This is a genomic window from Pseudomonas marginalis, from assembly GCF_024169655.1.
GTDB lineage: Bacteria > Pseudomonadota > Gammaproteobacteria > Pseudomonadales > Pseudomonadaceae > Aquipseudomonas > Aquipseudomonas paraveronii.
In genome coordinates this window covers 1,366,218-1,386,778 of the sequence record NZ_JALJWV010000001.1, presented here as the reverse complement: position 1 = coordinate 1,386,778, position 20,561 = coordinate 1,366,218, and the positions used below count along the sequence as shown (strand labels likewise).

General features: G+C 60.8%; 21 protein-coding genes. 12 read left to right on the top strand and 9 right to left on the bottom strand.

Translation table 11 applies throughout. The features are described 5' to 3' along the window. Positions 1 to 58: 58 nt before the first annotated feature. Positions 59 to 2,356 (bottom strand): beta-galactosidase, encoded by a 2,298-nt coding sequence (locus J2Y83_RS06135; protein WP_253393813.1) that lies wholly within the window; start codon positions 2,354 to 2,356, stop codon positions 59 to 61. A gap of 97 nt (positions 2,357 to 2,453) precedes the next feature. Then, complete coding sequence (dinG, locus tag J2Y83_RS06130; protein ID WP_253393811.1) at positions 2,454 to 4,598, bottom strand: ATP-dependent DNA helicase DinG; 2,145 nt, start codon at positions 4,596 to 4,598, stop codon at positions 2,454 to 2,456. Positions 4,599 to 4,696: 98 nt separating this feature from the next. On the opposite strand from dinG, the gene J2Y83_RS06125 reads away from it, so the two are divergent. Then, entirely contained in the window at positions 4,697 to 5,161 is a 465-nt protein-coding gene (locus J2Y83_RS06125; protein WP_253393810.1) for a CopD family protein, read from the top strand. 102 nt (positions 5,162 to 5,263) lie between these two features. Here the strand turns inward: J2Y83_RS06125 and J2Y83_RS06120 are convergent, their stop codons facing one another. Beyond that, positions 5,264 to 6,022, bottom strand: coding sequence for a collagen-like protein (locus J2Y83_RS06120; RefSeq protein WP_253393808.1), 759 nt, complete (start codon positions 6,020 to 6,022; stop codon positions 5,264 to 5,266). Positions 6,023 to 6,193: 171 nt separating this feature from the next. After that, positions 6,194 to 6,889 (bottom strand): OmpA family protein, encoded by a 696-nt coding sequence (locus J2Y83_RS06115; RefSeq protein ID WP_253393805.1) that lies wholly within the window; start codon positions 6,887 to 6,889, stop codon positions 6,194 to 6,196. A gap of 191 nt (positions 6,890 to 7,080) precedes the next feature. Here J2Y83_RS06115 and J2Y83_RS06110 point away from each other — a divergent pair, with 191 nt between their 5' ends. From J2Y83_RS06110 to J2Y83_RS06065, 10 genes are all read left to right on the top strand, one after another. Then, positions 7,081 to 7,578, top strand: a complete 498-nt coding sequence (locus J2Y83_RS06110; RefSeq protein ID WP_253393803.1) for a DUF6231 family protein — start codon at positions 7,081 to 7,083, stop codon at positions 7,576 to 7,578. A gap of 4 nt (positions 7,579 to 7,582) precedes the next feature. Then, positions 7,583 to 8,053, top strand: coding sequence for a YchJ family protein (locus J2Y83_RS06105; protein ID WP_253393801.1), 471 nt, complete (start codon positions 7,583 to 7,585; stop codon positions 8,051 to 8,053). Positions 8,054 to 8,074: 21 nt separating this feature from the next. Continuing rightward, entirely contained in the window at positions 8,075 to 8,557 is a 483-nt protein-coding gene (locus J2Y83_RS06100) for an LEA type 2 family protein (protein WP_253393799.1), read from the top strand. Further along, positions 8,554 to 8,754 (top strand): SEC-C metal-binding domain-containing protein, encoded by a 201-nt coding sequence (locus tag J2Y83_RS06095; protein WP_003189235.1) that lies wholly within the window; start codon positions 8,554 to 8,556, stop codon positions 8,752 to 8,754. The genes J2Y83_RS06100 and J2Y83_RS06095 overlap by 4 nt, the downstream gene beginning before the upstream one ends. A gap of 102 nt (positions 8,755 to 8,856) precedes the next feature. Further along, positions 8,857 to 11,298: a penicillin acylase family protein gene (locus tag J2Y83_RS06090; protein WP_253393796.1), complete on the top strand. Its 2,442-nt coding sequence runs from the start codon at positions 8,857 to 8,859 to the stop codon at positions 11,296 to 11,298. Positions 11,299 to 11,622: 324 nt separating this feature from the next. Then, entirely contained in the window at positions 11,623 to 12,402 is a 780-nt protein-coding gene (locus J2Y83_RS06085; protein WP_253393795.1) for a transporter substrate-binding domain-containing protein, read from the top strand. Between the two features lie 57 nt (positions 12,403 to 12,459). Beyond that, positions 12,460 to 13,188: an ABC transporter permease gene (locus J2Y83_RS06080; protein WP_247407180.1), complete on the top strand. Its 729-nt coding sequence runs from the start codon at positions 12,460 to 12,462 to the stop codon at positions 13,186 to 13,188. Further along, the gene (locus J2Y83_RS06075; protein WP_247407182.1) at positions 13,185 to 13,895 is read left to right on the top strand and encodes an ABC transporter permease; all 711 of its coding nucleotides are present in this window, start codon (positions 13,185 to 13,187) and stop codon (positions 13,893 to 13,895) included. The genes J2Y83_RS06080 and J2Y83_RS06075 overlap by 4 nt, the downstream gene beginning before the upstream one ends. Before the next feature lie 9 nt (positions 13,896 to 13,904). After that, positions 13,905 to 15,023 carry a succinylglutamate desuccinylase/aspartoacylase family protein gene (locus tag J2Y83_RS06070; protein WP_253393793.1) on the top strand — a complete coding sequence of 373 codons (1,119 nt, stop codon included), beginning with the start codon at positions 13,905 to 13,907 and terminating at the stop codon, positions 15,021 to 15,023. A gap of 13 nt (positions 15,024 to 15,036) precedes the next feature. Next, entirely contained in the window at positions 15,037 to 15,801 is a 765-nt protein-coding gene (locus tag J2Y83_RS06065) for an ABC transporter ATP-binding protein (RefSeq protein WP_010563548.1), read from the top strand. Positions 15,802 to 16,054: 253 nt separating this feature from the next. On the opposite strand, the gene J2Y83_RS06060 is transcribed toward J2Y83_RS06065, so the two are convergent. Both J2Y83_RS06060 and dcd read right to left on the bottom strand, forming a co-directional pair. Beyond that, complete coding sequence (locus J2Y83_RS06060; RefSeq protein ID WP_253393791.1) at positions 16,055 to 16,261, bottom strand: hypothetical protein; 207 nt, start codon at positions 16,259 to 16,261, stop codon at positions 16,055 to 16,057. A 107-nt stretch (positions 16,262 to 16,368) separates the two neighbouring features. Next, positions 16,369 to 16,935: a dCTP deaminase gene (dcd, locus tag J2Y83_RS06055; protein ID WP_058412395.1), complete on the bottom strand. Its 567-nt coding sequence runs from the start codon at positions 16,933 to 16,935 to the stop codon at positions 16,369 to 16,371. Positions 16,936 to 17,335: 400 nt separating this feature from the next. Between dcd and J2Y83_RS06050 the strand changes: the two genes are divergently transcribed. Then, positions 17,336 to 17,545 carry a cold-shock protein gene (locus tag J2Y83_RS06050; protein WP_002554837.1) on the top strand — a complete coding sequence of 70 codons (210 nt, stop codon included), beginning with the start codon at positions 17,336 to 17,338 and terminating at the stop codon, positions 17,543 to 17,545. 184 nt (positions 17,546 to 17,729) lie between these two features. Here J2Y83_RS06050 and rpoS read toward each other — a convergent pair whose 3' ends face one another. From rpoS to J2Y83_RS06035, 3 genes are all read right to left on the bottom strand, one after another. Next, a complete protein-coding gene (rpoS, locus tag J2Y83_RS06045; protein ID WP_253393789.1) occupies positions 17,730 to 18,734 on the bottom strand; it encodes an RNA polymerase sigma factor RpoS in 1,005 nt (334 codons plus the stop codon). 105 nt (positions 18,735 to 18,839) lie between these two features. After that, the gene (locus J2Y83_RS06040; protein ID WP_253393787.1) at positions 18,840 to 19,676 is read right to left on the bottom strand and encodes a peptidoglycan DD-metalloendopeptidase family protein; all 837 of its coding nucleotides are present in this window, start codon (positions 19,674 to 19,676) and stop codon (positions 18,840 to 18,842) included. Between the two features lie 209 nt (positions 19,677 to 19,885). After that, on the bottom strand, positions 19,886 to 20,521 hold the full coding sequence (locus J2Y83_RS06035) for a protein-L-isoaspartate(D-aspartate) O-methyltransferase (RefSeq protein WP_247402496.1): 636 nt from the start codon (positions 20,519 to 20,521) through the stop codon (positions 19,886 to 19,888). Between the last annotated feature and the right edge of the window lie 40 nt (positions 20,522 to 20,561).

Sequence of the window (20,561 nt, the reverse complement as noted above, 5' to 3'; positions counted from 1 at the left end):
AAAAAGTGGCCGACATTGTTCCAGCCCTTGTAGGATTTGTGAACCCGTCAACGCTGAATCAATGACCATTTCCGGAATGCCCACCGGCATGTCCTGCGCCCTGCCCCGTACCTTTGCCGTCATGCCCCGGTTTGCTCCCTTCATGCTCACGAACCGCACGGGCTGCCTTGGCTTTTTCGGCCTCCTTGCCCAGTTGGTCGACCGCCGCCAGGTTGCTTCTACGCACACTGTCGACAAAGCCCTGGAACGGCACATCGGTCATACCGACCAGACCGAAATGGCCGTTTTCGCCGTCCAGCAAGCGACCGGTCACCGGCTGGTCCAGATACTGGAACCAGTGCACACCGACAATCGACGGCTCGGCCATGGCCTGCTTAAGGAAGTTGGCATACGCGGCGCCGCGATCCTCTTCCCTGGCCAGCTGCGTTACACCGCCCCAAAACGGGCCGCGGTCAGCCGAGCCGAAGTTGAACTCGGTGATCAACACCGGTTTGTCCAGTGCGCGCAAGGCGGCGAAGTCGTAGCCGTCCTGAGGTTTGAGGGTGTACATGTTGAAGCTCAACACGTCGCAATACTGCGCGCAGGACGCCACCGCTTCCGGAGTACTCACCGCATAACGCCCGCCCAGCAGCAACTGGTTGGGCGCGTGCCACTTGAGCGCATCGGAGATGGTCTTGAAGTAGGTATCGGCAAAGGTCTTCTGGAAGTATTTGAAGTCGGCTTCGATTTCCGGATGCTCGGGGTTGGGCATCGGCGGCTCGAAGCCCGGGTCTTCCATCAACTCCCAGCCCGCCAGCTGGATGCCCCAGGCTTTCGACAGGCCTTCTTCGTTGCGGTATTTGTCGCGCAATTGCTTGAGGAACGCACGCTTGGCGGATACGTCGGTGGTCATGCGCAGGGTGCCGTAGGCCAAGGCGTAGCGGGATTTTGCATCCTCACCGGGACCGGCCCATGCCAGTTCGTTGTCGGCAAAGAAGCCGATCAACCACGGATCGTCGCGGTGATCACGGGCGGCGATGGCCACGGCACGCTCGGTGGCCATGGCGAAACGCGGGTCGAACGGGTCGGGCATGCCGCCCCACCAGTCGGTGCCGGTACTGATGCTGGCGTAATCGCCGACGATCGACAGCGGCAAGGTGTATGGCACGCGGTCCGCGCTGGCCAGTTGCGCAGCACTCCAGTTGCCCACAGTGTTGAAACCCCAGGCCTGCAGGCGGTCGAGGGTGTGGCTGACCCAGCGCTTCTGGTCGAAACCGTCAGTGTCATACGTGCGCTGCAGGTTGGCGCGGTAGAAATCGTACCAACGCCCCGCACCAAAGCTGCGCCCTTCGCCGGCACCGTTGCCGGTGCGGTTGTCAGCGCTGCCGTAGTATTGGTCGAAGGGTTCACCGGCCTTGGGCAGCGCCGCGAACATCCATTCACGACCCGCCACGTAGGTCGGGTTGTTATCCGACGCCACGGTGTTGACGCCCAGGGAATAGAACGGATGCCCCTCAGGCGTCACCAAATACCAGCGACCGTCGCGCTTCTCGGTGTGGAAAAAGCCGCTGGCGTCGAACGCCGGGCCTTTGTTCCAACCGCCGTACTGGTCCAGGGAGGACTTATCCCGCTCGGCCAACCAAACCTTGAGTTGTTGCTGCTCCTTGGCAGCGGCGGCCTTGAGCTGCTCGTCGCTGCTGACCTTTTCCGGCCAGCGCGCGCGGGTGGACTGGCCATAGGCGTCCACCAGTTCGCTATAGGCCGCCTTGAGCACCGGCTCGCTGTCCTGCACGCCAAAGCGCTCCAGCAGAATGCTTTGGGCGACATTCGGCTTGATCATCGACAGGGTCACCGACACCACCTGGCTGCGGTCGATTTCACCGGCACTGCTGGCCAGCAACACGCGCTGGCCGTCGACGCTGATCGGCATCGGCGGGCCGGCCTTCATGCCCTGGCTCAACGGCGAGTTGGCTTGCAGGGGGATCAACAGGGTCTGGGCTGGACCGGCTGGCAAGTCGATGCGGCTGACCAGGGTCTTGCCGTCATTGCTCTGCACCTTGACGTACAGGGTCAACGCCCAGTCCATGGCGCTCTGGATTCGCAGGCTCATGGCGCTGGATTGCGACCAGTCCCAGGCGCCGGTCTGCGGGCTGAGCACCAGGCTCGGTTCGGCGGCTGGGTTGAAGGTGATGCGGCGCAGCACTTCGCCTTCAGGGGTTTGTTCGGCGTTGTATTGCGGCAGGCTGGCGTCCTGGGTCGCCACCTTGACCACATCGGCAGGCCGGACGAAGTTGAACAGCGTTTGTTGCCCGGCGGGCGCGGCCAGCAGCGGCGCAGCGAACAGCAGGGCAAAAAGGGCGGGCAGCGTGCGAATCATACGAGCAAGGTTCTCCCAAACGGCCGATAAATGGCCTGATGACATAGAGCGAGGCAGTGAGATAGACCACGAAGTGGGCGAATTCGCCCACTGAGGCTTAAGAAATTTCGCGCCGGAACGGCGGCAAGGCATTCAAGATAGCCTTGCCATAGCGCTGGGTGACCAGGCGGCGATCGAGCAAGGTGATGGTGCCCCGGTCTTCTTCGGTACGCAGCAAGCGCCCGCAGGCCTGCACCAGTTTCAGGGACGCATCCGGCACCGAGATTTCCATGAACGGGTTGCCACCGCGCGCTTCGATCCACTCGGCCAGGGCGGCCTCGACAGGATCATCCGGCACCGAGAACGGGATCTTGGCGATCACCACGTGTTCGCAATAGGCACCGGGCAAATCCACGCCTTCGGCAAAGCTCGCCAGGCCGAACAGCACGCTGGAATCTCCGCCATCGACCCGCGCCTTGTGCTTGTTCAGGGTTTCCTGCTTGGACAGGTTGCCTTGGATAAACACCTGCTTGCGCCAGTCGCGGTCAAGGCCGTCGAACACGTCCTGCATCTGTTTGCGCGACGAGAACAGCACCAGTGTGCCGCGCGAACCTTCCACCAGCTCCGGCAAGTCACGGATGATCGCCGCCGTGTGGGCCGGCGCATCCCGGGGGTCGGCCTTGAGGTCGGGGACGCGCAGCACGCCAGCATCGGCGTGATGGAACGGGCTCGGCACCACGGCGGTGACAGCCTTTTTCGGCAGGCCAGCACGCATGCGGAAGCGGTCGAAGGTGCCCAGGGCGGTCAGCGTGGCCGAGGTGACCAGGCAACCATAGGCCACGTTCCACAGGTTGCGCCGCAGCATTTCAGCCGCGAGGATCGGGCTGGCGTTGACCTCGATGTCAAACAGCGCACCGCTTTCCGACAGGGTCAGCCAACGCGCCATGGGCGGGTTGTCTTCCGGGTCTTCGACGGTGAAGGCCGTCCACAACTCCCAGTTGCCCTGGGCACGGGACAACAGGCTGCCGAACAGTGGGTACCACTCCTCGGCCTGGTTGCTCGCGATGCCGATGTTGACCTCGCCGTCCATGCCTTCCTTGAGCAGGTCGGTCAGGCGGGTGAAGAGGTCGGTCAGGCGCGAAAAGCCCTTCTTCAGCTCGACGCCCATTTCACGCATGTGCTCGGGAATCAGTCCGCCGACAAAGCGATGGCGCGGGCGCTCGCGGCCTTCGACGTCTTCGCCGGGCTTGAAGTCGGCGACCTGCTCGCAGGCGCTGAACATGAACTGCTGCTGGGTCTTGATCTCCCGCGCCAGCTCCGGTACCTGCTCGATCAGCTTGCCCAGGTCGCCGGGCAGCGGATGCTGGGCCAGCAGTTTGGTGAGGTTCTTGGCGGTGGTCTCCAACCAGTCGGCGGTGGAGCGCAAGCGCGTGTAGTGGGCGAAGTGGCCGATGGCCTTGTCGGGCAGGTGGTGGCCTTCGTCGAATACGTAAAGGGTGTCTCGCGGGTCCGGCAGCACGGCGCCGCCGCCCAGGGCCAGGTCGGCCAGGACCATGTCGTGGTTGGTGACGATCACGTCGACCTTGCCCATGCCTTCGCGCGCTTTATAGAAGGCGCACTGGCCGAAGTTGGGGCAATGTCGGTTGGTGCATTGACTGTGGTCGGTGGTCAGCCGCGCCCAATCGGCGTCTTCCAGGGCGGTGGGCCAGCTGTCGCGGTCGCCGTCCCATTTATTGCCGGCCAGTTTCTCGATCATGCTGGTAAACAGCTTCTGGCTGACTTCATCGACTTCGATCTTGAAGCCTTCTTCTTCAAACAGCGACGCCGTGGCGGTTTGCGCGTGGCCTTCCTGCAGCAGCACGTCGAGCTTGGACAGGCACATATAGCGGCCACGGCCCTTGGCCAGGGCGAAGGTGAAGTTCAGGCCACTGTTGCGCATCAGATCGGGCAGGTCTTTGTAGACGATCTGCTCCTGCAGGGCGACGGTGGCGGTAGCGATCACCAAGCGCTTGCCGGCGGCCTTGGCGGTGGGAATCGCCGCCAGGCTGTAGGCCACGGTCTTGCCGGTGCCGGTGCCGGCCTCGACGGCCACGACCGCAGGGTCACCGCTGCGCCGGCCTTCGTCGTCGGTGTCGATATCCCCGAGGACCTTGGCCACTTCGGCGATCATCAGGCGTTGGCCGTAGCGCGGTTTCAAGCTCTTGGCTTCGAGAAAACGCGAATAAGCGCCCTGGATCGTGGTTTTGAGTTCAGTGCTGATCATGGATAGTCGGGCGCAAAAACGCTGGATAAATTTTCAGTGGTTCGGATCGGCAGCTATCATACCTCGCTAATTAATCCCGCGCAGAACGGAGTACCGCAATGACCGTGTTCAGCCTCGTTTACACCCTGCATGTATTGGCCGCCCTGATCTGGGTCGGCGGCATGTTTTTCGCCTGGATGATCCTGCGCCCCGCCGCTGTGGCGGCGCTTGAGGGCCCTGCCCGGCTCAAGCTGTGGGCAAATGTGTTTCAACGTTTTTTCGTGTGGGTCTGGGTGGCGGTACTGATTTTGCCGATCAGCGGTGTCGGCCTGCTGCAACTGCGCTTCAGCGGGTTTGAAACCGCGCCGCGTTACGTGCAGGTGATGATGGGTTTGTATGTGGTGATGACCGCGCTGTTCATCCGCATCCAGGCGTTGAAGCTCCCTGAATTGCGCACAGCGCTAGCGGCAGAGGATTGGCCGGCGGGTGCGGCTGCACTGGGGCAGATTCGCAAGTTGGTGGGCATTAACCTGATCGTGGGGTTGGTGCTGGTCGCGATTGCTTCGGCTCGGCCGATGTTCTGAGGCGCGCCTTAAACGGCCATCGGGAGCAAGCTCCCTCCCACACTTGAAATGCATTCAAAATGTGCGAGGGAGCTTGCTCCCGATGGCGTCAGATCGAATGACTCAAAGTCGCTGAATGGTCACAGTTCCCGCAGGACCCGCCGGCCCCGGTTGCCCTTCCAGCCCTGGCCGGCCTTTGTCACCACCATCGGCGCGGTACACCAGGCAACCCTTGGATTGCCCACCCCTTCCGGGCTTGCCCGCCGTCCCTGCCAAGCCGCCCGCGCCGCCATCGACCCAGACCTTGATCTTGTCGCTAGGGAAGTCCTGCGGCAGCTCGACCCGCACCTGCGCGCCCGCCGCGCCGGGCAACCCGTCGCCACCGTTATCGCCGTTGGCACCGCGCCCGGCGGAACCCCAAGTGCAACCCGGGTCTTCGCCGTTGGCGCCATCCAACCCGGCATACCCTTGGGCGCCGGCGCCACCACGGGCATCCACCGACAGTTCCTGCGCCGTCAGGGCATTGATGCGCAAGGTCAGGTCACGCCCGGCCTTGGCTGGTTTTTCATGGGTCCCGGGAGCACCCCGCGAGGTGATTTGGCTGCCGTGCTCCAGTTGCGCCTGACGCACCTGCAATTGCAGCGCGGTGTTACCGGGAGCGATGGCGATGCGTGCGTCGCGGCCCAGGTGCAACTCATCCACCGAGACCTGGCTGATCGTGGCGGGGATAAGCAACGTGCCGTAGTCCGCCACGTCCAGGCGTTCCAGTTGCAATACGCTGGTGCTGTTGGGCAAGCGCATCAACGAGTTGGTTTCGACACTGACGTTCTGGGCCAGGGCAACGGGGCTGACCAACAGGGCCAACAGAAAAACCTTACGCATCATGGGGCTCCTGAGTGTTTTGGAATTTGTTATTGCAAATTTTTCTTTGGGCGCACAGTAACGACTTCTACAGGCGATTTGCCAGTGAAGGATCAAAAAACTTGAGAAGGCGGCAGTTTCAGCGAGGATCGCCAACGATGCCCCTGCGGAATCCCACAGGGGCAAGGGCTGTCAGCGGTTGATCTGGATTTCTACGCGGCGGTTCAGGGCACGGCCTTCAGCGGTTTTGTTGTCCGCCACCGGATGGCTTTCGCCCGCGCCGGTCACCGACACAAAGTTACTGCGAGGCACGCCGGAGCCGATCAGGTATTCCGTCACCGAGTGGGCGCGTTTTTCCGAGAGTTTCTGATTGTAGGCGTCCTTGCCGACGCTGTCGGTATGCCCACTGACGCGCAACTGGGCGCTCGGGGCTTCGCGTTTCAGGCGGGTGGCGATGGTGTCGAGCTTGGTTTTGTCCGCCGCCGTCAGCTTGGCCGAGTCGAACTGGAAGTGGACGTCGCGAATCACGATGGTTTCTTCCTTGACCACAACCACCTCTTCAACCACCGCGGCGGGTGGCGCAGGTGGGCAACCATTGGCATCGACCTGCACGCCTTTCGGCGTGCCGGGGCACTTGTCACGGCTGTCCGGCACGCCATCGCCGTCTTCGTCGCCATCGCCGTGTACCCAGCAATAGGCACCGGCCATGCCGCCGACCAACAACGCGCCGTAGCCGGCATAGGCTGAGCTTTCCGTCGCACCGATCGCCGCGCCGGTCACACCGCCAACGGCGGCGCAGGTGGGCCAATCGGTTTTTTGCAAACCTGCGCAACCTGTCAATACTCCGGTTAGCAGAACCAAGGGTAGAGCTGTCCGCATGATGCTCATCTGATTTCTCCTGGGGGGGATCGGCGGGGGCCGATGGGTGGAGTAAAGACCGCTCTTTTCAACTGCGCCAGTACGCCACACCCCCGTATTCATTGAGGACGGCTGCACTTGAGGGACTTTTCTCAGCCACCCGCTCTAGGCCCGCACGCTCAGCCGCGCTAGTCTCTAGGGTCCTGATGTGAGGATCTCTGATGACCGCTGGTATTTCTTCTCGTACACCCCAGCAAGCTCTGGCTGCCTTGCTCGATTTGCAGCAGCCCAAACGCCTGTTGCTGTTGGGTGCCAGCCAGTTCCCGGCACTGGAAGCCTTTCAAAAGGCGCACCCTGAGACCCAGGTGTCCGTCGCGGCGCCTGGCGCGTTGCCGGCGGAACTGGCGGCGCAGCGTTTTGACCTGGCGCTGGTGGTCGATTGCCTGGAGCACCTGTCAAAACCACAAGGCCTGACCCTGTTGGGCGGCATTCGCAATCTCAATGCCAGCCGTATTGCGGTGCTGGTGGACCTGGGAGCCTGCGACTGGAAGGACACTGACTTCTTCTCCCTGGCCCTGCAGGCCGGCGAGCGCTTCCAGCGCGAAGAGCAGGTGCTGACGCTGTTTACCTATGATCTGCTTGACTATAAACAGGTGCCGGACTGGCTCAACGCCCGCTTCTGGGCCAACCCGGAAAACTTCGGAAAGTATTGGTGGTAACCCAATGACGACAGCCATTTGCCCCTGCGGCAGCGGCAACCTGCTGGATGCCTGCTGCGGCCATTATCACGCCGGCCACCCGGCGCCGTGCGCCACCGCACTGATGCGTTCGCGTTACAGCGCCTACGTGCTGGGCCTGGTGGACTATCTGGTGGCCACCACCCTGCCCGCGCAACAGGCCGCCCTGGACCGTGACGCCATTGCCGCCTGGAGTGCCCAGAGCACCTGGCTTGGCCTGGAGGTGGAAAGCTCCGAGGTGTTCGGCGGCCAGCCGGAACATGCGTTCGTGACCTTTACTGCACGCTGGCATGACAGCACCGGCGAACATAGCCACCGCGAACAGTCTTCTTTCGTACAGAATGAGGGGCGCTGGTACTTCATCGACCCGACAGTGGAGATGAAGGCCGGACGCAATGACGCGTGCCTCTGCGGGAGCGGGCAGAAGTTCAAGAAGTGCTGCTCCAGCTACCTCTAATCACCTGACAGGGATCACGCCATGCTCCGGACTTACAGCTTGTTGCTGGCGTTGACCCTTGGTTTGAGCGGCTGCGCCTCGTGGTTCGAGGACGACACGCCCCCGCCCCACGTCTCGCTGGTGAAAGTCGAAGTGGTACGGGCCAAGTTACTGGAGCAGAAGTTCAAGCTGTATTTTCGCGTGGACAACCGCGACGACGCCGACCTGACGGTGCGGGGCCTGATCTACAAGGTCAGCCTGGGCAACCTGCTGCTGACCGAAGGCGAATCCAACGAATGGTTCACCGTGCCGCCGCGTAGCCACGCCTTTTTCAAGATCTCGGTGCGCACCAACCTCTGGCCGCAGATCCGTGATGTGGTGCAGATGCTGAAAAACCCCGACCGGCCCGTGCCTTATCGGCTGGAAGGCGAACTGAAAACCGGATTATTCATCGGTAATGACGTGCGCGTGGACCACAATGGCGAGATAATCCCCGGCGATTTTATTCCGGAGCGACATCGATGACTCAACAACCCCATGTCCATGGTCCTGACTGCAACCACGATCACGATCACCATGATCACGACCACGGCCATGTCCACGGCCCGAACTGCGGCCATGCTCACCAGGAGCCGGTGCGCAATGCCCTGAAGGACGTTGGCCGCAACGATCCATGCCCATGCGGCAGCGAGAAGAAATTCAAGAAGTGCCACGGCGCTTGATACCTGGCGTCTGAAAATAAGCCTTAGCTCCTGCTTGCGTCGTTTCACCGCGCTCACTAACGTAGCGCCTTTACTGACGCCACCCCCCGCAGGAGCTTTGCCATGGCCTCGCCAGCCCTCTCACATTTTCTTCCCCGGTTCGGCGTTGCCGCGGCAGTGGCCAGTGCGTTAAGCCTGGCTGGTTGCCAGCTCCAGAGCACCCAGGACACCCTACCACCCGTTGCCGGCGTACAGCCGATCAAGGGCCTCGCGCAGAATGTTTCGATACGCCGCAATGCCCAGGGCATGCCGCTGATTGAAAGCAACACCTTCCACGATGCGCTGTTCAGCCTCGGTTATGTGCATGCCAGCGACCGCATTACGCAGATGGTCACGTTGCGCTTGTTGGCCCAAGGCCGCCTGGCGGAAATGTCCGGCCCCGAGGTGCTGGATGTCGACCGTTTCATGCGCGCGGTCAATCTCAAGAAAAGCGCCGGCGAGCTGTACAACGCCTCGTCGCCGCGGCTCAAGCGCTTCTTTGAAGTGTATGCCCGTGGCGTCAACGCCTACCTGTTCCGCTACCGCGACAAGCTGCCACCGGACCTCGCCCAGACCGGCTACAAACCCGAGTACTGGAAGCCGGAAGATTCGGCGCTGTTGTTCTGCCTGCTGAATTTCAGCGAGTCGGCCAACCTGCAGGAAGAATTGTCATCCCTGGTACTGGGGCAAAAGGTCGGCGTCGACAAACTCGCCTGGCTCACCCCAAGTGCGCCGGATGAGCCGATCCCGCTGGCCGAAGCCGACAAACTCAAGGGCGTGAACCTGGGCCAGATCACCGGCCTGGCTGGGCTAGAGACGGTCAGCCAGCAACTGAGCAGCCTCAACTCACTGGCGATCACCACCTCGAGCAACTGGGCGATTGGCCCGCAACGCAGCCGCAGCGGCAAAAGCCTGCTGGCCAACGACCTCGCCGCCCAGCCGCAAGCCCCGTCGCCATGGAACTACGTACAGATCCGCGCCCCGAAATACCAGGCCGTCGGCGCCTCGATTGCCGGCCTGCCGACCCTGTTGTCCGGCTTCAACGGCAAAGTGGCGTGGAGCATGAGCACGGTCAAGGGCGACACCCAGGACCTGTTCCTGGAAAAGGTCAAACGCCAGGGCAGCGCGTTGTACTACGAGAGCAACGGCAAATGGCTACCGGCCGGTGTGCGTAACGAGACCTTTTTCATCAAAGGCCAACGCTCGATTCGCGAAGTGGTGTACGAAACCCGCCACGGCGCCCTGCTCAACAGTAGCCAGGCGCTGACAACGGGACTGGGCCTGGCCCTGCAAACGGCGGACTTCAAGGACGACAAGAGCCTGGATGCATTCTTCGACCTGTCCCGCGCGCAAAGCGCCGGCAAAGCCTCGGACGCGACCCGGGAAATCCGCGCCATCGCCTTGAACATGGTGTTCGCCGACGCGAGCAACATCGGCTGGCAAGTGACCGGACGCTTCCCCAACCGCCGCGAAGGCGAAGGCCTGCTGCCCTCACCGGGCTGGGATGCACGCTTTGACTGGGACGGTTACGCCGACGCAATGCTGCACCCCTATGACCAGGACCCGGCCCAAGGCTGGATCGGCACCGCCAACCAGCGCACCGCGCCGCGCGGCTATGGCATGCAACTGTCCAACTCGTGGGATGCCCCGGAGCGCAGTGAGCGCCTGGCGCAACTGGCCAATGCCGGCAAGCATGACAGCCGCAGCATGATCGCCATGCAATACGACCAGACCACCACGTTCGCCGCCAAGCTCAAGAACATGTTCCAGGCGCCGGGCATGGCGCAGCCGCTGAAACAGGCAATCGCTGCGCTGCCCGCGGCCGAACAGACCAAGGCCCGTGAAGCGCTGAATCGCCTGATGGCGTTTGACGGCCGCTTGGCGCCGACGTCCGCCGACGCGGCGATTTACGAGCTGTTCCTGCAGGAAAGCAGCAAACAGATCTTCCTCGACGAACTCGGCCCGGAAAACAGCGCCACTTGGAAAGCCTTTATCAGCAACGCCAACCTGTCCTACGCCGCCCAAGCCGACCACCTGCTGGGCCGTGAAGACAGCCCATTCTGGGACGATATACGCACCCCGCAGAAAGAAGACAAACCAGCAATCCTCGCCCGCAGCCTGGCCGCCGCGATCACTGCCGGCGACAGCCAGTTGGGTGCCGATCACAAGGCCTGGCAGTGGGGCAAACTGCACAGCACCACCTGGAAGAACCGCAACGGCCAGGTGATTCGCGGCCCGCTGGCCAGCGGCGGTGACCACAACACCCTGAACCCGGCCCCGTACAACTGGGGAGAGAGTTTCGACACCACCCAAGTGCCGGCACTGCGCATGATTGTCGACTTCGGCCAGGCAGAACCGATGACGGGCCAGGGCGGTATCGGCCAGTCCGGCAACCCGGTCAGCCCGAACTACGTCAATGGCATCGATCCGTCGCTCAAGGCGCAATACCTGAGCTTCCCGATGCAGCCGCAGAACTTTGACAAGGTGTATGGGAAAGCCAGGTTGACCCTCACGCCCGGCAAATAACCGTACCAACAGGTGGGAGCAGGCTTGCCTGCGATAGCGGCGGATCAGTCACTGAAAGGGTGACTGACACAGCTTCATCGCAGGCAAGCCTGCTCCCACATTTTTTAATCTGCGCTCGATCCAAAATAGTGCAGCCGATTTTCAATGCCCACTTTCGGGCATCTCCTACACTAATAGCTCCCTCTTCCCACCTTTTAAAACGATCATTCGGAGTGACATTCGGAACTATGGTGCAGAAATTGCTACTTGTGATCCGTCTGACACCGTTCAGTAACAGTCCTAAACGCGCCACAAGCGCTTATCTTGGTTTCCAGGGATTACATAATGAAAAAAGCATTGCTGACCCTTTCTGCACTGGCTCTGTGCATGGCCGCTGGTTCCGCCTTGGCCAAGGAATACAAGGAATTGCGTTTTGGTGTCGATCCGTCCTACGCACCGTTTGAGTCCAAAGCCGCTGACGGCAGCCTGGTGGGCTTCGACATCGACCTGGGCAATGCGATCTGCGCCGAGCTGAAGGTCAAGTGCAAGTGGGTCGAAAGCGACTTCGACGGCATGATTCCAGGCCTCAAAGCCAACAAATTCGACGGCGTGATTTCGTCCATGACCGTCACCGAAACCCGTATGAAGGCCATCGACTTCTCCAACGAGCTGTTCTCCGGCCCGACTTCGCTGGTCTTCAAGAAGGGCGCCGGTTACTCGACGCCTGAGTCCCTCAAGGGCAAAACCGTGGGCTACGAGCAAGGCACCATCCAGGAAGCCTATGCCAAGGCCGTATTGGATAAAGCCGGTGTGACCACCAAGGCCTACGCCAACCAGGACCAGGTGTACGCTGACCTGACCTCCGGCCGTCTCGACGCGTCCGTGCAGGACATGCTGCAAGCTGAACTGGGCTTTCTGAAGTCGCCGGCCGGTGCCGGTTATGAAGTCAGCGCGGCCATCGACGACCCACTGCTGCCGTCGAAAACAGCGATCGGTATCAAAAAAGGTAACACCGAGCTGAAGGCCTTTTTGGATAAAGGTATCAAAGCGTTACACGATGATGGCACCTACGCCAGCATCCAGAAGAAACACTTTGGCGATCTGAACCTGTACAGCGGCAAATAATGCCTGGGGCGCCCCTTCCCGCGAGGGGCGCTTTTTTATCGCCATAGGTCCTGATTTATGTTCGAAGAACTGTTGCAAACCCTCGGGCTGAGCGCGCTCAGTTTGAAGGGTTTCGGCCCGCTGTTGCTACAAGGCACCTGGATGACCATCAAGTTGTCGGTGCTGTCCCTGGCCGTCAGCGTGTTGCTGGGCCTGCTCGGCGCCAGCGCCAAACTGTCCAGCCTGCCCTTCCTGCGCATTCCCGCCCAGCTCTACACCACGCTGATTCGTGGCGTGCCCGACCTGGTGCTGATGCTGCTGATTTTCTACAGCCTGCAAACCTGGCTGACCGGTCTTACAGACTTCATGGAATGGGAATACATCGAGATCGACCCATTCAGCGCCGGGGTGATCACCCTGGGCTTTATTTACGGTGCGTACTTCACCGAAACCTTTCGCGGCGCGATCCTCGCGGTACCCCGTGGCCAACTGGAAGCCGCCACGGCTTACGGCCTCAAACGCGGGCAGCGGTTTCGCTACGTGACCTTCCCGCAAATGATGCGCTTTGCCCTACCGGGCATCGGCAACAACTGGATGGTGATGCTCAAGGCCACCGCACTGGTGTCGATCATCGGCCTGGCAGACCTGGTCAAGGCCGCGCAGGATGCCGGCAAGAGCACCTATCAACTGTTTTACTTCCTGGTGGTCGCCGCATTGATCTACCTGCTGATCACCAGTGCGTCCAACTTTGTCCTGCGCCGTCTTGAACGTCGCTATTCGGCAGGCTCCCGGGAGGCCGTGCGATGATCGAACTCTTGCAGGAATACTGGCGTCCATTCCTTTACAGCGACGGCCAGCACATCACCGGCCTGGCCATGACCATGTGGCTGCTCAGCGCCTCACTGGTGATCGGTTTTCTGGTGTCGATCCCGCTGTCCATCGCCAGAGTATCGCGTAACCCCCTGGTGCGCTGGCCGGTGCAGTTCTACACCTACCTGTTTCGTGGCACGCCGCTCTATATCCAATTGCTGATCTGTTACACCGGCATCTACAGCATCGCCGCCGTGCGCGCCCAACCGGTGCTGGATGCGTTCTTTCGCGATGCGATGAACTGCACGGTCCTGGCCTTTGCCCTCAATACCTGCGCCTACACCACGGAGATTTTCGCCGGGGCGATCCGCAGCATGGCCCACGGCGAAGTCGAAGCGGCCAAAGCCTACGGCCTCAGCGGCTGGAAGCTGTACGCCTATGTGATCATGCCGTCGGCCCTGCGCCGTTCATTGCCGTACTACAGCAATGAAGTGATTTTGATGCTGCACTCGACGACGGTGGCGTTTACCGCGACGATCCCGGACATTCTCAAAGTGGCCCGGGACGCCAACTCGGCCACCTTTATGACCTTTCAATCATTCGGTATCGCTGCGCTGATCTACCTGACCGTGACCTTTGCCCTGGTCGGTCTGTTTCGTCTGGCGGAGCGCCGCTGGCTGGCTTTCCTCGGGCCGAGCCACTAAGGAGCCTTCATGCGTCATCAGATCCATGAACTGATCGCGCCGGTGCCAGGCACGGCGCGGCAGATTCACAGCTTCCACTTCGGCCCGGAGCAGACCGAACACAAGATCTACATCCAGGCGTCGCTGCATGCCGATGAACTGCCGGGCATGCTGGTGGCCTGGCACCTCAAGGCGCGCCTGGCGCAACTGGCCGCCGCCGGGCGCTTGCGCAGCGAGATTGTGCTGGTGCCCATCGCCAACCCGGCGGGCCTCGAACAAGTGTTGATGGACATCCCACTGGGCCGCTATGAGTTGGAAAGCGGGCAGAACTTCAACCGTCTGTTTGTCGACCTCAGTGAAGAGGTGGGTGATCAGGTCAAGGATGTGCTCGGAGACGATCCCCAGCGCAACGTCGAACTGATCCGCGCGGCGCTGTCCACCGCCCTGGCGGAGCAAACCGTCACGACTCAGTTGCAATCCCAACGCCTGGTACTGCAACGCCTGGCCTGTGATGCCGACATGGTGCTGGACCTGCATTGCGACTTCGAAGCCGTGGCGCACCTGTACACCACGCCCGAGGCCTGGCCGCAGGTGGAGCCGCTGGCGCGGTATATCGGCTCTGAGGCCAACTTGCTGGCCACCGATTCCGGCGGGCAATCCTTCGATGAGTGCTTCACCCTGATGTGGTGGCAGTTGCAGCAACGCTTCGGCGAGCGCTTCCCGATCCCTATGGGCTGTTTTTCGGTGACCGTCGAACTGCGCGGCCAGGGCGACGTCAACCATGGCCTGGCCGGCCTCGACTGCCAGGCGATCATCGACTACCTGATTCACTTCGGCGCGATTGCCGGCGACGTGCCCCCCCTGCCCGACCTGCCCTACCCGGCCACCCCGTTGGCGGGCGTCGAACCGGTAGCGACGCCGGTCGGCGGCTTGCTGGTGTTCAGCGCCTTGCCCGGCGAATACCTCGAAGCCGGGCAACTGATCGCCGAAATCATCGACCCCATTACTGACCGCGTAACGCCTGTGCATTGCAAAAGCGCCGGCCTGCTTTACGCCCGTTCGCTGCGGCGCATGGCCACTGCTGGGATGGTCATCGGCCATGTTGCAGGCTCAGAGGCCTACCGCAGCGGCTACCTACTTTCGCCTTGAGGATGCACGCCCCATGTACAAACTGACCGTTGAAGGCCTGCATAAAAGCTATGGCGACAATGAAGTGCTCAAAGGCGTCTCGCTCAAGGCCAAGACCGGTGACGTGATCAGCCTGATCGGCGCCAGCGGCTCGGGCAAGAGCACCTTCCTGCGCTGCATCAACTTTCTGGAAACCCCCAACGACGGCGCGATGACCCTCGACGACAAGCCGATCCGCATGGTCAGCGACCGCCACGGCATGCGCGTGGCCGACGACGCCGAGCTGCAGCGCCTGCGCACACGCCTGGCGATGGTGTTCCAACACTTCAACCTGTGGAGCCACATGAGCGTGCTGGAAAACATCACCATGGCTCCGCGCCGGGTGCTGGGCTGCAGTAAGAAAGACGCCGAGGACCGTGCCCGCCGTTACCTGGACAAAGTCGGCCTGCCGGCCCGCGTGGCCGATCAATACCCGGCGTTTCTCTCCGGTGGCCAGCAACAACGCGTGGCCATCGCCCGCGCCTTGGCGATGGAGCCGGAGGTGATGCTGTTCGACGAACCCACCTCGGCCCTCGACCCGGAGCTGGTGGGCGAAGTGCTGAAGGTGATCCAGGGCCTGGCCGAGGAAGGCCGCACCATGATCATGGTGACCCACGAGATGAGCTTTGCGCGCAAGGTGTCGAGCCAGGTGCTGTTCCTGCACAAGGGCTTGGTGGAAGAGCAAGGCACGCCAGAGGATGTGCTGGGCAACCCGAAGAGTGAGCGCCTGCAACAATTCCTGAGTGGCAATTTGAAGTGAATTTTTGCTGAGCGTTACCGCAAGCGCCCTACTCGCCCCCCCCCCCCAGCCCCGCCTGAGCGCGCTGAGGGCCTGCCGAGCCGACGCATGAACTTGATCGCGGCAAAACCCGCAAGCGGCCTGCTGCCGGTGTTTGGGGCTTTTGCTGGGGATATTCAGTGGAACAGGACGACCAACGGCGAACTTTTGTGACCGGCCGCCAGGAACCATGGCCAGTCGGTTGGAGAACTGACCATTTCCCAACCTGCAGGCATCAGGCCATCGGCACGGGTAGCGGCTCGTCCGGAAGGGTCGGTTCGCCAGGTTCGTCGGGTTCGGTAGGGTACGGGGAATCGGGCTCAGGTTGACCGGGGATACCACCCGCATAAGCAGGGTCGGCCATCAGGGACCAGGCCAGAACACCAATCTGGTTGGGTTCAAGCCGGGCGAGTTCGGCGCTGATTCGCGGGTCGATCTTCATAAGGTACTCCTCAAGCGTGGCTCGGCGCGTTTTGCACGCACCGAGGCAGTACACCCAATAGAGTCACTTTCCCCAGACTAATTCCCTTTACGCGTAGGACGTTTCGATCAGGCGCGTGGCAGGGTGACGCCGCGCTGGCCCTGGTACTTGCCGCCACGGTCTTTGTAGGACACTTCACAGGCCTCATCGGACTGCAGGAACAGCATCTGCGCCACGCCTTCGTTGGCGTAGATCTTCGCCGGCAGGGTGGTGGTGTTGGAGAATTCCAGGGTGACGTGGCCTTCCCACTCTGGCTCAAGCGGCGTTACGTTGACGATAATGCCACAGCGCGCATAAGTGCTTTTACCCAGGCAGATGGTCAGCACGTCGCGGGGAATGCGGAAAAATTCCACGGTGCGCGCCAGGGCGAAGGAGTTGGGCGGGATGATGCACACGTCGCTCTTGACGTCGACGAAGCTCTTTTCGTCGAAGTTTTTCGGATCGACGGTGGCCGAGTTGATGTTGGTGAACACCTTGAATTCATCGGCACAACGCACGTCGTAGCCGTAGCTGGAAACACCATACGAAATCACACGATCAGCGCCTTCACCACGGATCTGGCGCTCAACGAACGGTTCGATCATGCCGTGCTCTTGCGCCATGCGGCGAATCCACTTGTCCGATTTGATGCTCATGGCGGGTGTCCTGAATAGCGAGGTGGAAAAATTCTGTTGGGCATCTTACCGGGGTGGGCGTTGGGGTTCAAAGGGCGTGGGACTTTTGTTAATGAATGTCTTGATCAATGCCCGCCTTGTATAAGCCGCAGCCAGCGGGGCCAGGCCCCAAATCGGCGTGCGCAATCAACGTAAATACCACCGCCAGTCACGAAAATAGAGAAACCTTCGGAAATACCATTGGCACGTTCCGGAAAAAGGGTTAAGGTGGCGCCACTGTGCTGCTTGTGTCACTGAGAATCTCTACACGATATGTTGAATTTCGATCCAACCATCTCCAAGAATTTTTCCTGCTCTTTGCACTCAGTCTCGGCCAGGGCTTTTCCTGAGTCGCAGTTAACTTTGTCCAAGGAGATACACCATGTCTAATCGCCAAACTGGTACCGTTAAGTGGTTCAACGATGAAAAAGGCTTCGGCTTCATCACTCCACAATCCGGTGACGACCTGTTCGTTCACTTCAAAGCTATCCAATCCGACGGCTTCAAAAGCCTGAAAGAAGGCCAACAGGTTTCTTTCATCGCTACCCGCGGTCAGAAAGGCATGCAAGCTGAAGAAGTTCAAGTTATCTAACTTGTACTGACTTAGTCGAAAGAACCCCGCCCTTAAAAGCGGGGTTTTTTTATGCCTGGGATTTGGGCATACATAAATAATGTGGGAGGGGGCTTGCCCCCGATAGCGGTGGGTCAGTCGATACATCCAGTGACTGAACCACTGCCATCGGGGGCAAGCCCCCTCCCACATTCATGCTGCGTCGTTATTGAAACAACGACTCACTCGACAAGCCATTCTTCTCCAGGATCTCACGCAAGCGCTTGAGCCCTTCTACCTGGATCTGGCGCACCCGCTCACGGGTCAGGCCGATCTCCTGGCCTACATCCTCCAGGGTACTGCTCTCATGACCGCGCAGGCCGAAGCGGCGAATCACCACCTCGCGCTGCTTGTCGGTAAGTTCCGACAGCCACTGGTCAATGCTTTGGGAAAGATCATCGTCCTGCAACAGCTCGCAAGGATCCGTCGGGCGATCATCCGTCAGGGTGTCCAGCAGGGTTTTATCCGAATCCGGGCCCAGCGAGACGTCGACCGAGGACACGCGCTCGTTAAGACCGAGCATGCGCTTGACCTCGCCTACCGGCTTTTCCAGCAGGTTGGCGATTTCTTCGGGCGAGGGTTCATGATCGAGTTTTTGGGTCAGCTCACGCGCAGCCCGCAGGTAGACGTTGAGCTCCTTGACCACATGGATCGGCAACCGGATCGTGCGGGTCTGATTCATGATCGCCCGTTCGATGGTCTGACGAATCCACCAGGTGGCGTAGGTCGAGAAGCGGAAGCCCCGCTCAGGGTCGAACTTCTCCACCGCCCGAATCAAGCCGAGGTTGCCCTCCTCGATCAGGTCCAACAGGGACAGCCCTCGATTGACGTAGCGTCGGGCGATTTTCACCACCAGGCGCAGGTTGCTTTCAATCATGCGCTTGCGCCCAGCCGGATCGCCCTTTTGCGACAAGCGCGCAAAATGGACTTCTTCTTCGGGAGTCAGCAGAGGGGAAAAGCCGATTTCATTGAGGTACAGCTGGGTCGCATCGAGCGCCCGCGTGTAGTCAATGTACTTGTGCTGTTTTAACGCAGTGGAGTTCTTGGATTTGGTGCGAACTGAAGGTACAGCTAATCCCTCATTCGACATCGATTCCGTAGCGATGCCGGTCTCCATAAGGAGAACCTCATCGTCGATGTCAAACTCCGGCGCTTCTTTACTGAGAGCCATTGTTATAGTCCTTTGGTGAGTTCGACCTCAAGCTCAAGCGACGCCTTTATCCTTGGCAACGCTGGAGCCTGTTCCTTCTACGCGAGGGAACAGGCTGGCAACACATCAACGACGGGGTAGAAATTGCAGCGGATCTACAGGCTTCCCTTGGCGGCGAATCTCAAAGTGCAGTTTCACCCGGTCTGTACCAGTTGACCCCATTTCGGCAATTGTCTGTCCGACTTTGACCTGCTGCCCCTCCCGAACCAACAGCCTACGGTTGTGGCCGTAAGCACTGACGTAGGTATCGCTGTGTTTGATGATGACCAGCTCGCCGTAGCCCCGCAAACCACTCCCGGCGTACACCACTGTCCCATCAGACGCAGCTAAAACAGGCTGTCCCAAATCCCCGGCGATATCAATGCCTTTATTCAAACTGCCGTTTGAAGAGAATTTTCCAATTAATACACCGTTTGAAGGCCATCCCCAACCGCTCGGTGCAGGCCCCGCAGGCGGCAGCGGCGCGGCTGCCGGCTTGCTCGCAACCGTAGGCGCGGCGGTGCCCGCAGGCCGCGTAATGATCGTGGTTTTGCTCGAAGACGAGGGCGAAGATCCGGTGTTTGTCACAACTGCCGTCGACGTTGAACCGGTGCGTCCATCGAAGCGAATGGTCTGACCCGGATGTATCGTGTAGGGCGCAGGAATATTGTTACGCGCGGCGAGCGCCTTGTAGTCCCAGCCATAACGGAAGGCGATCGAAAACATCGTATCGCCCTTACGCACTACATATTGCCCCGTGGTCACGGTCGGTTTTTGCGGTGCCGCGTTGGTGCGGTCAACCACCCTCGCGCCCCCGGAAGGCGTGCTCGAACAAGCTGCCAATAAGGAACTCAAGACAAGGCCAAGCACCAGTCGCTGAAAGCTTGTTTTACTCATACGCTGCGCAAGACCTGTGAGACTCACCCGCCGCTCCCTTTGTGGTGGCTGAACATGAATGCCTGTATCAGGCTTGAAATATGTCGTAAGTATAACTGGGCATTGGCTTTTTACTGGCACACGACTGAAACGAAAAATTCATCGCGTTTAAAACCAACGACCAATCATGTTGACTCTATAGACCCCGCCGTAAGACACATCCCCGCCAACAGAATTCACTGCGCGCGAATAAATGATCAGGCGAGCGGGCCATTGAGCAACGGCACGAAACGCACAGCGCCGAGCACATGCCGCGAAAAGCCTTCCTCTTCACGGATAATGAGCATCAATTGTTGCACTTCACCGGAACCCACCGGGATCACCAGCCGGCCGCCAGGGGCCAGTTGATCGAGCAACGCCTGCGGCACATCGGTGGCGACTGCGGTGACGATGATGCCGTTGTAGGGCGCCAGCGCCGGCCAGCCTTCCCAGCCATCGCCCCAGCGGAACACCACGTTGCGCAGGTTCAGTTCCACCAGACGTTCCTTGGCGCGATCCTGCAGCACCTTGATGCGCTCCACCGAGAACACACGCTCCACCAGTTGCGACAGCACGGCAGTCTGGTAGCCGGAACCGGTGCCGATCTCCAGCACCTTGTCCAACGGGCCCGCCTCCAGCAGCAGTTCGCTCATGCGCGCTACCATGTACGGCTGGGAAATGGTCTGGTTATGCCCGATCGGCAACGCCGTGTCTTCATAGGCGCGATGGGCCAGGGCCTCATCGACAAACAGGTGCCGAGGCGTGCGCCGGATCACTTCCAGCACCTGGGCATTGGACAGGCCCTCTTCGTACAGGCGCTGGATCAGACGCTCGCGGGTACGCTGGGAAGTCATCCCTATACCGCGACGCAGCAGGTCGTCTTGTTCACGAGCC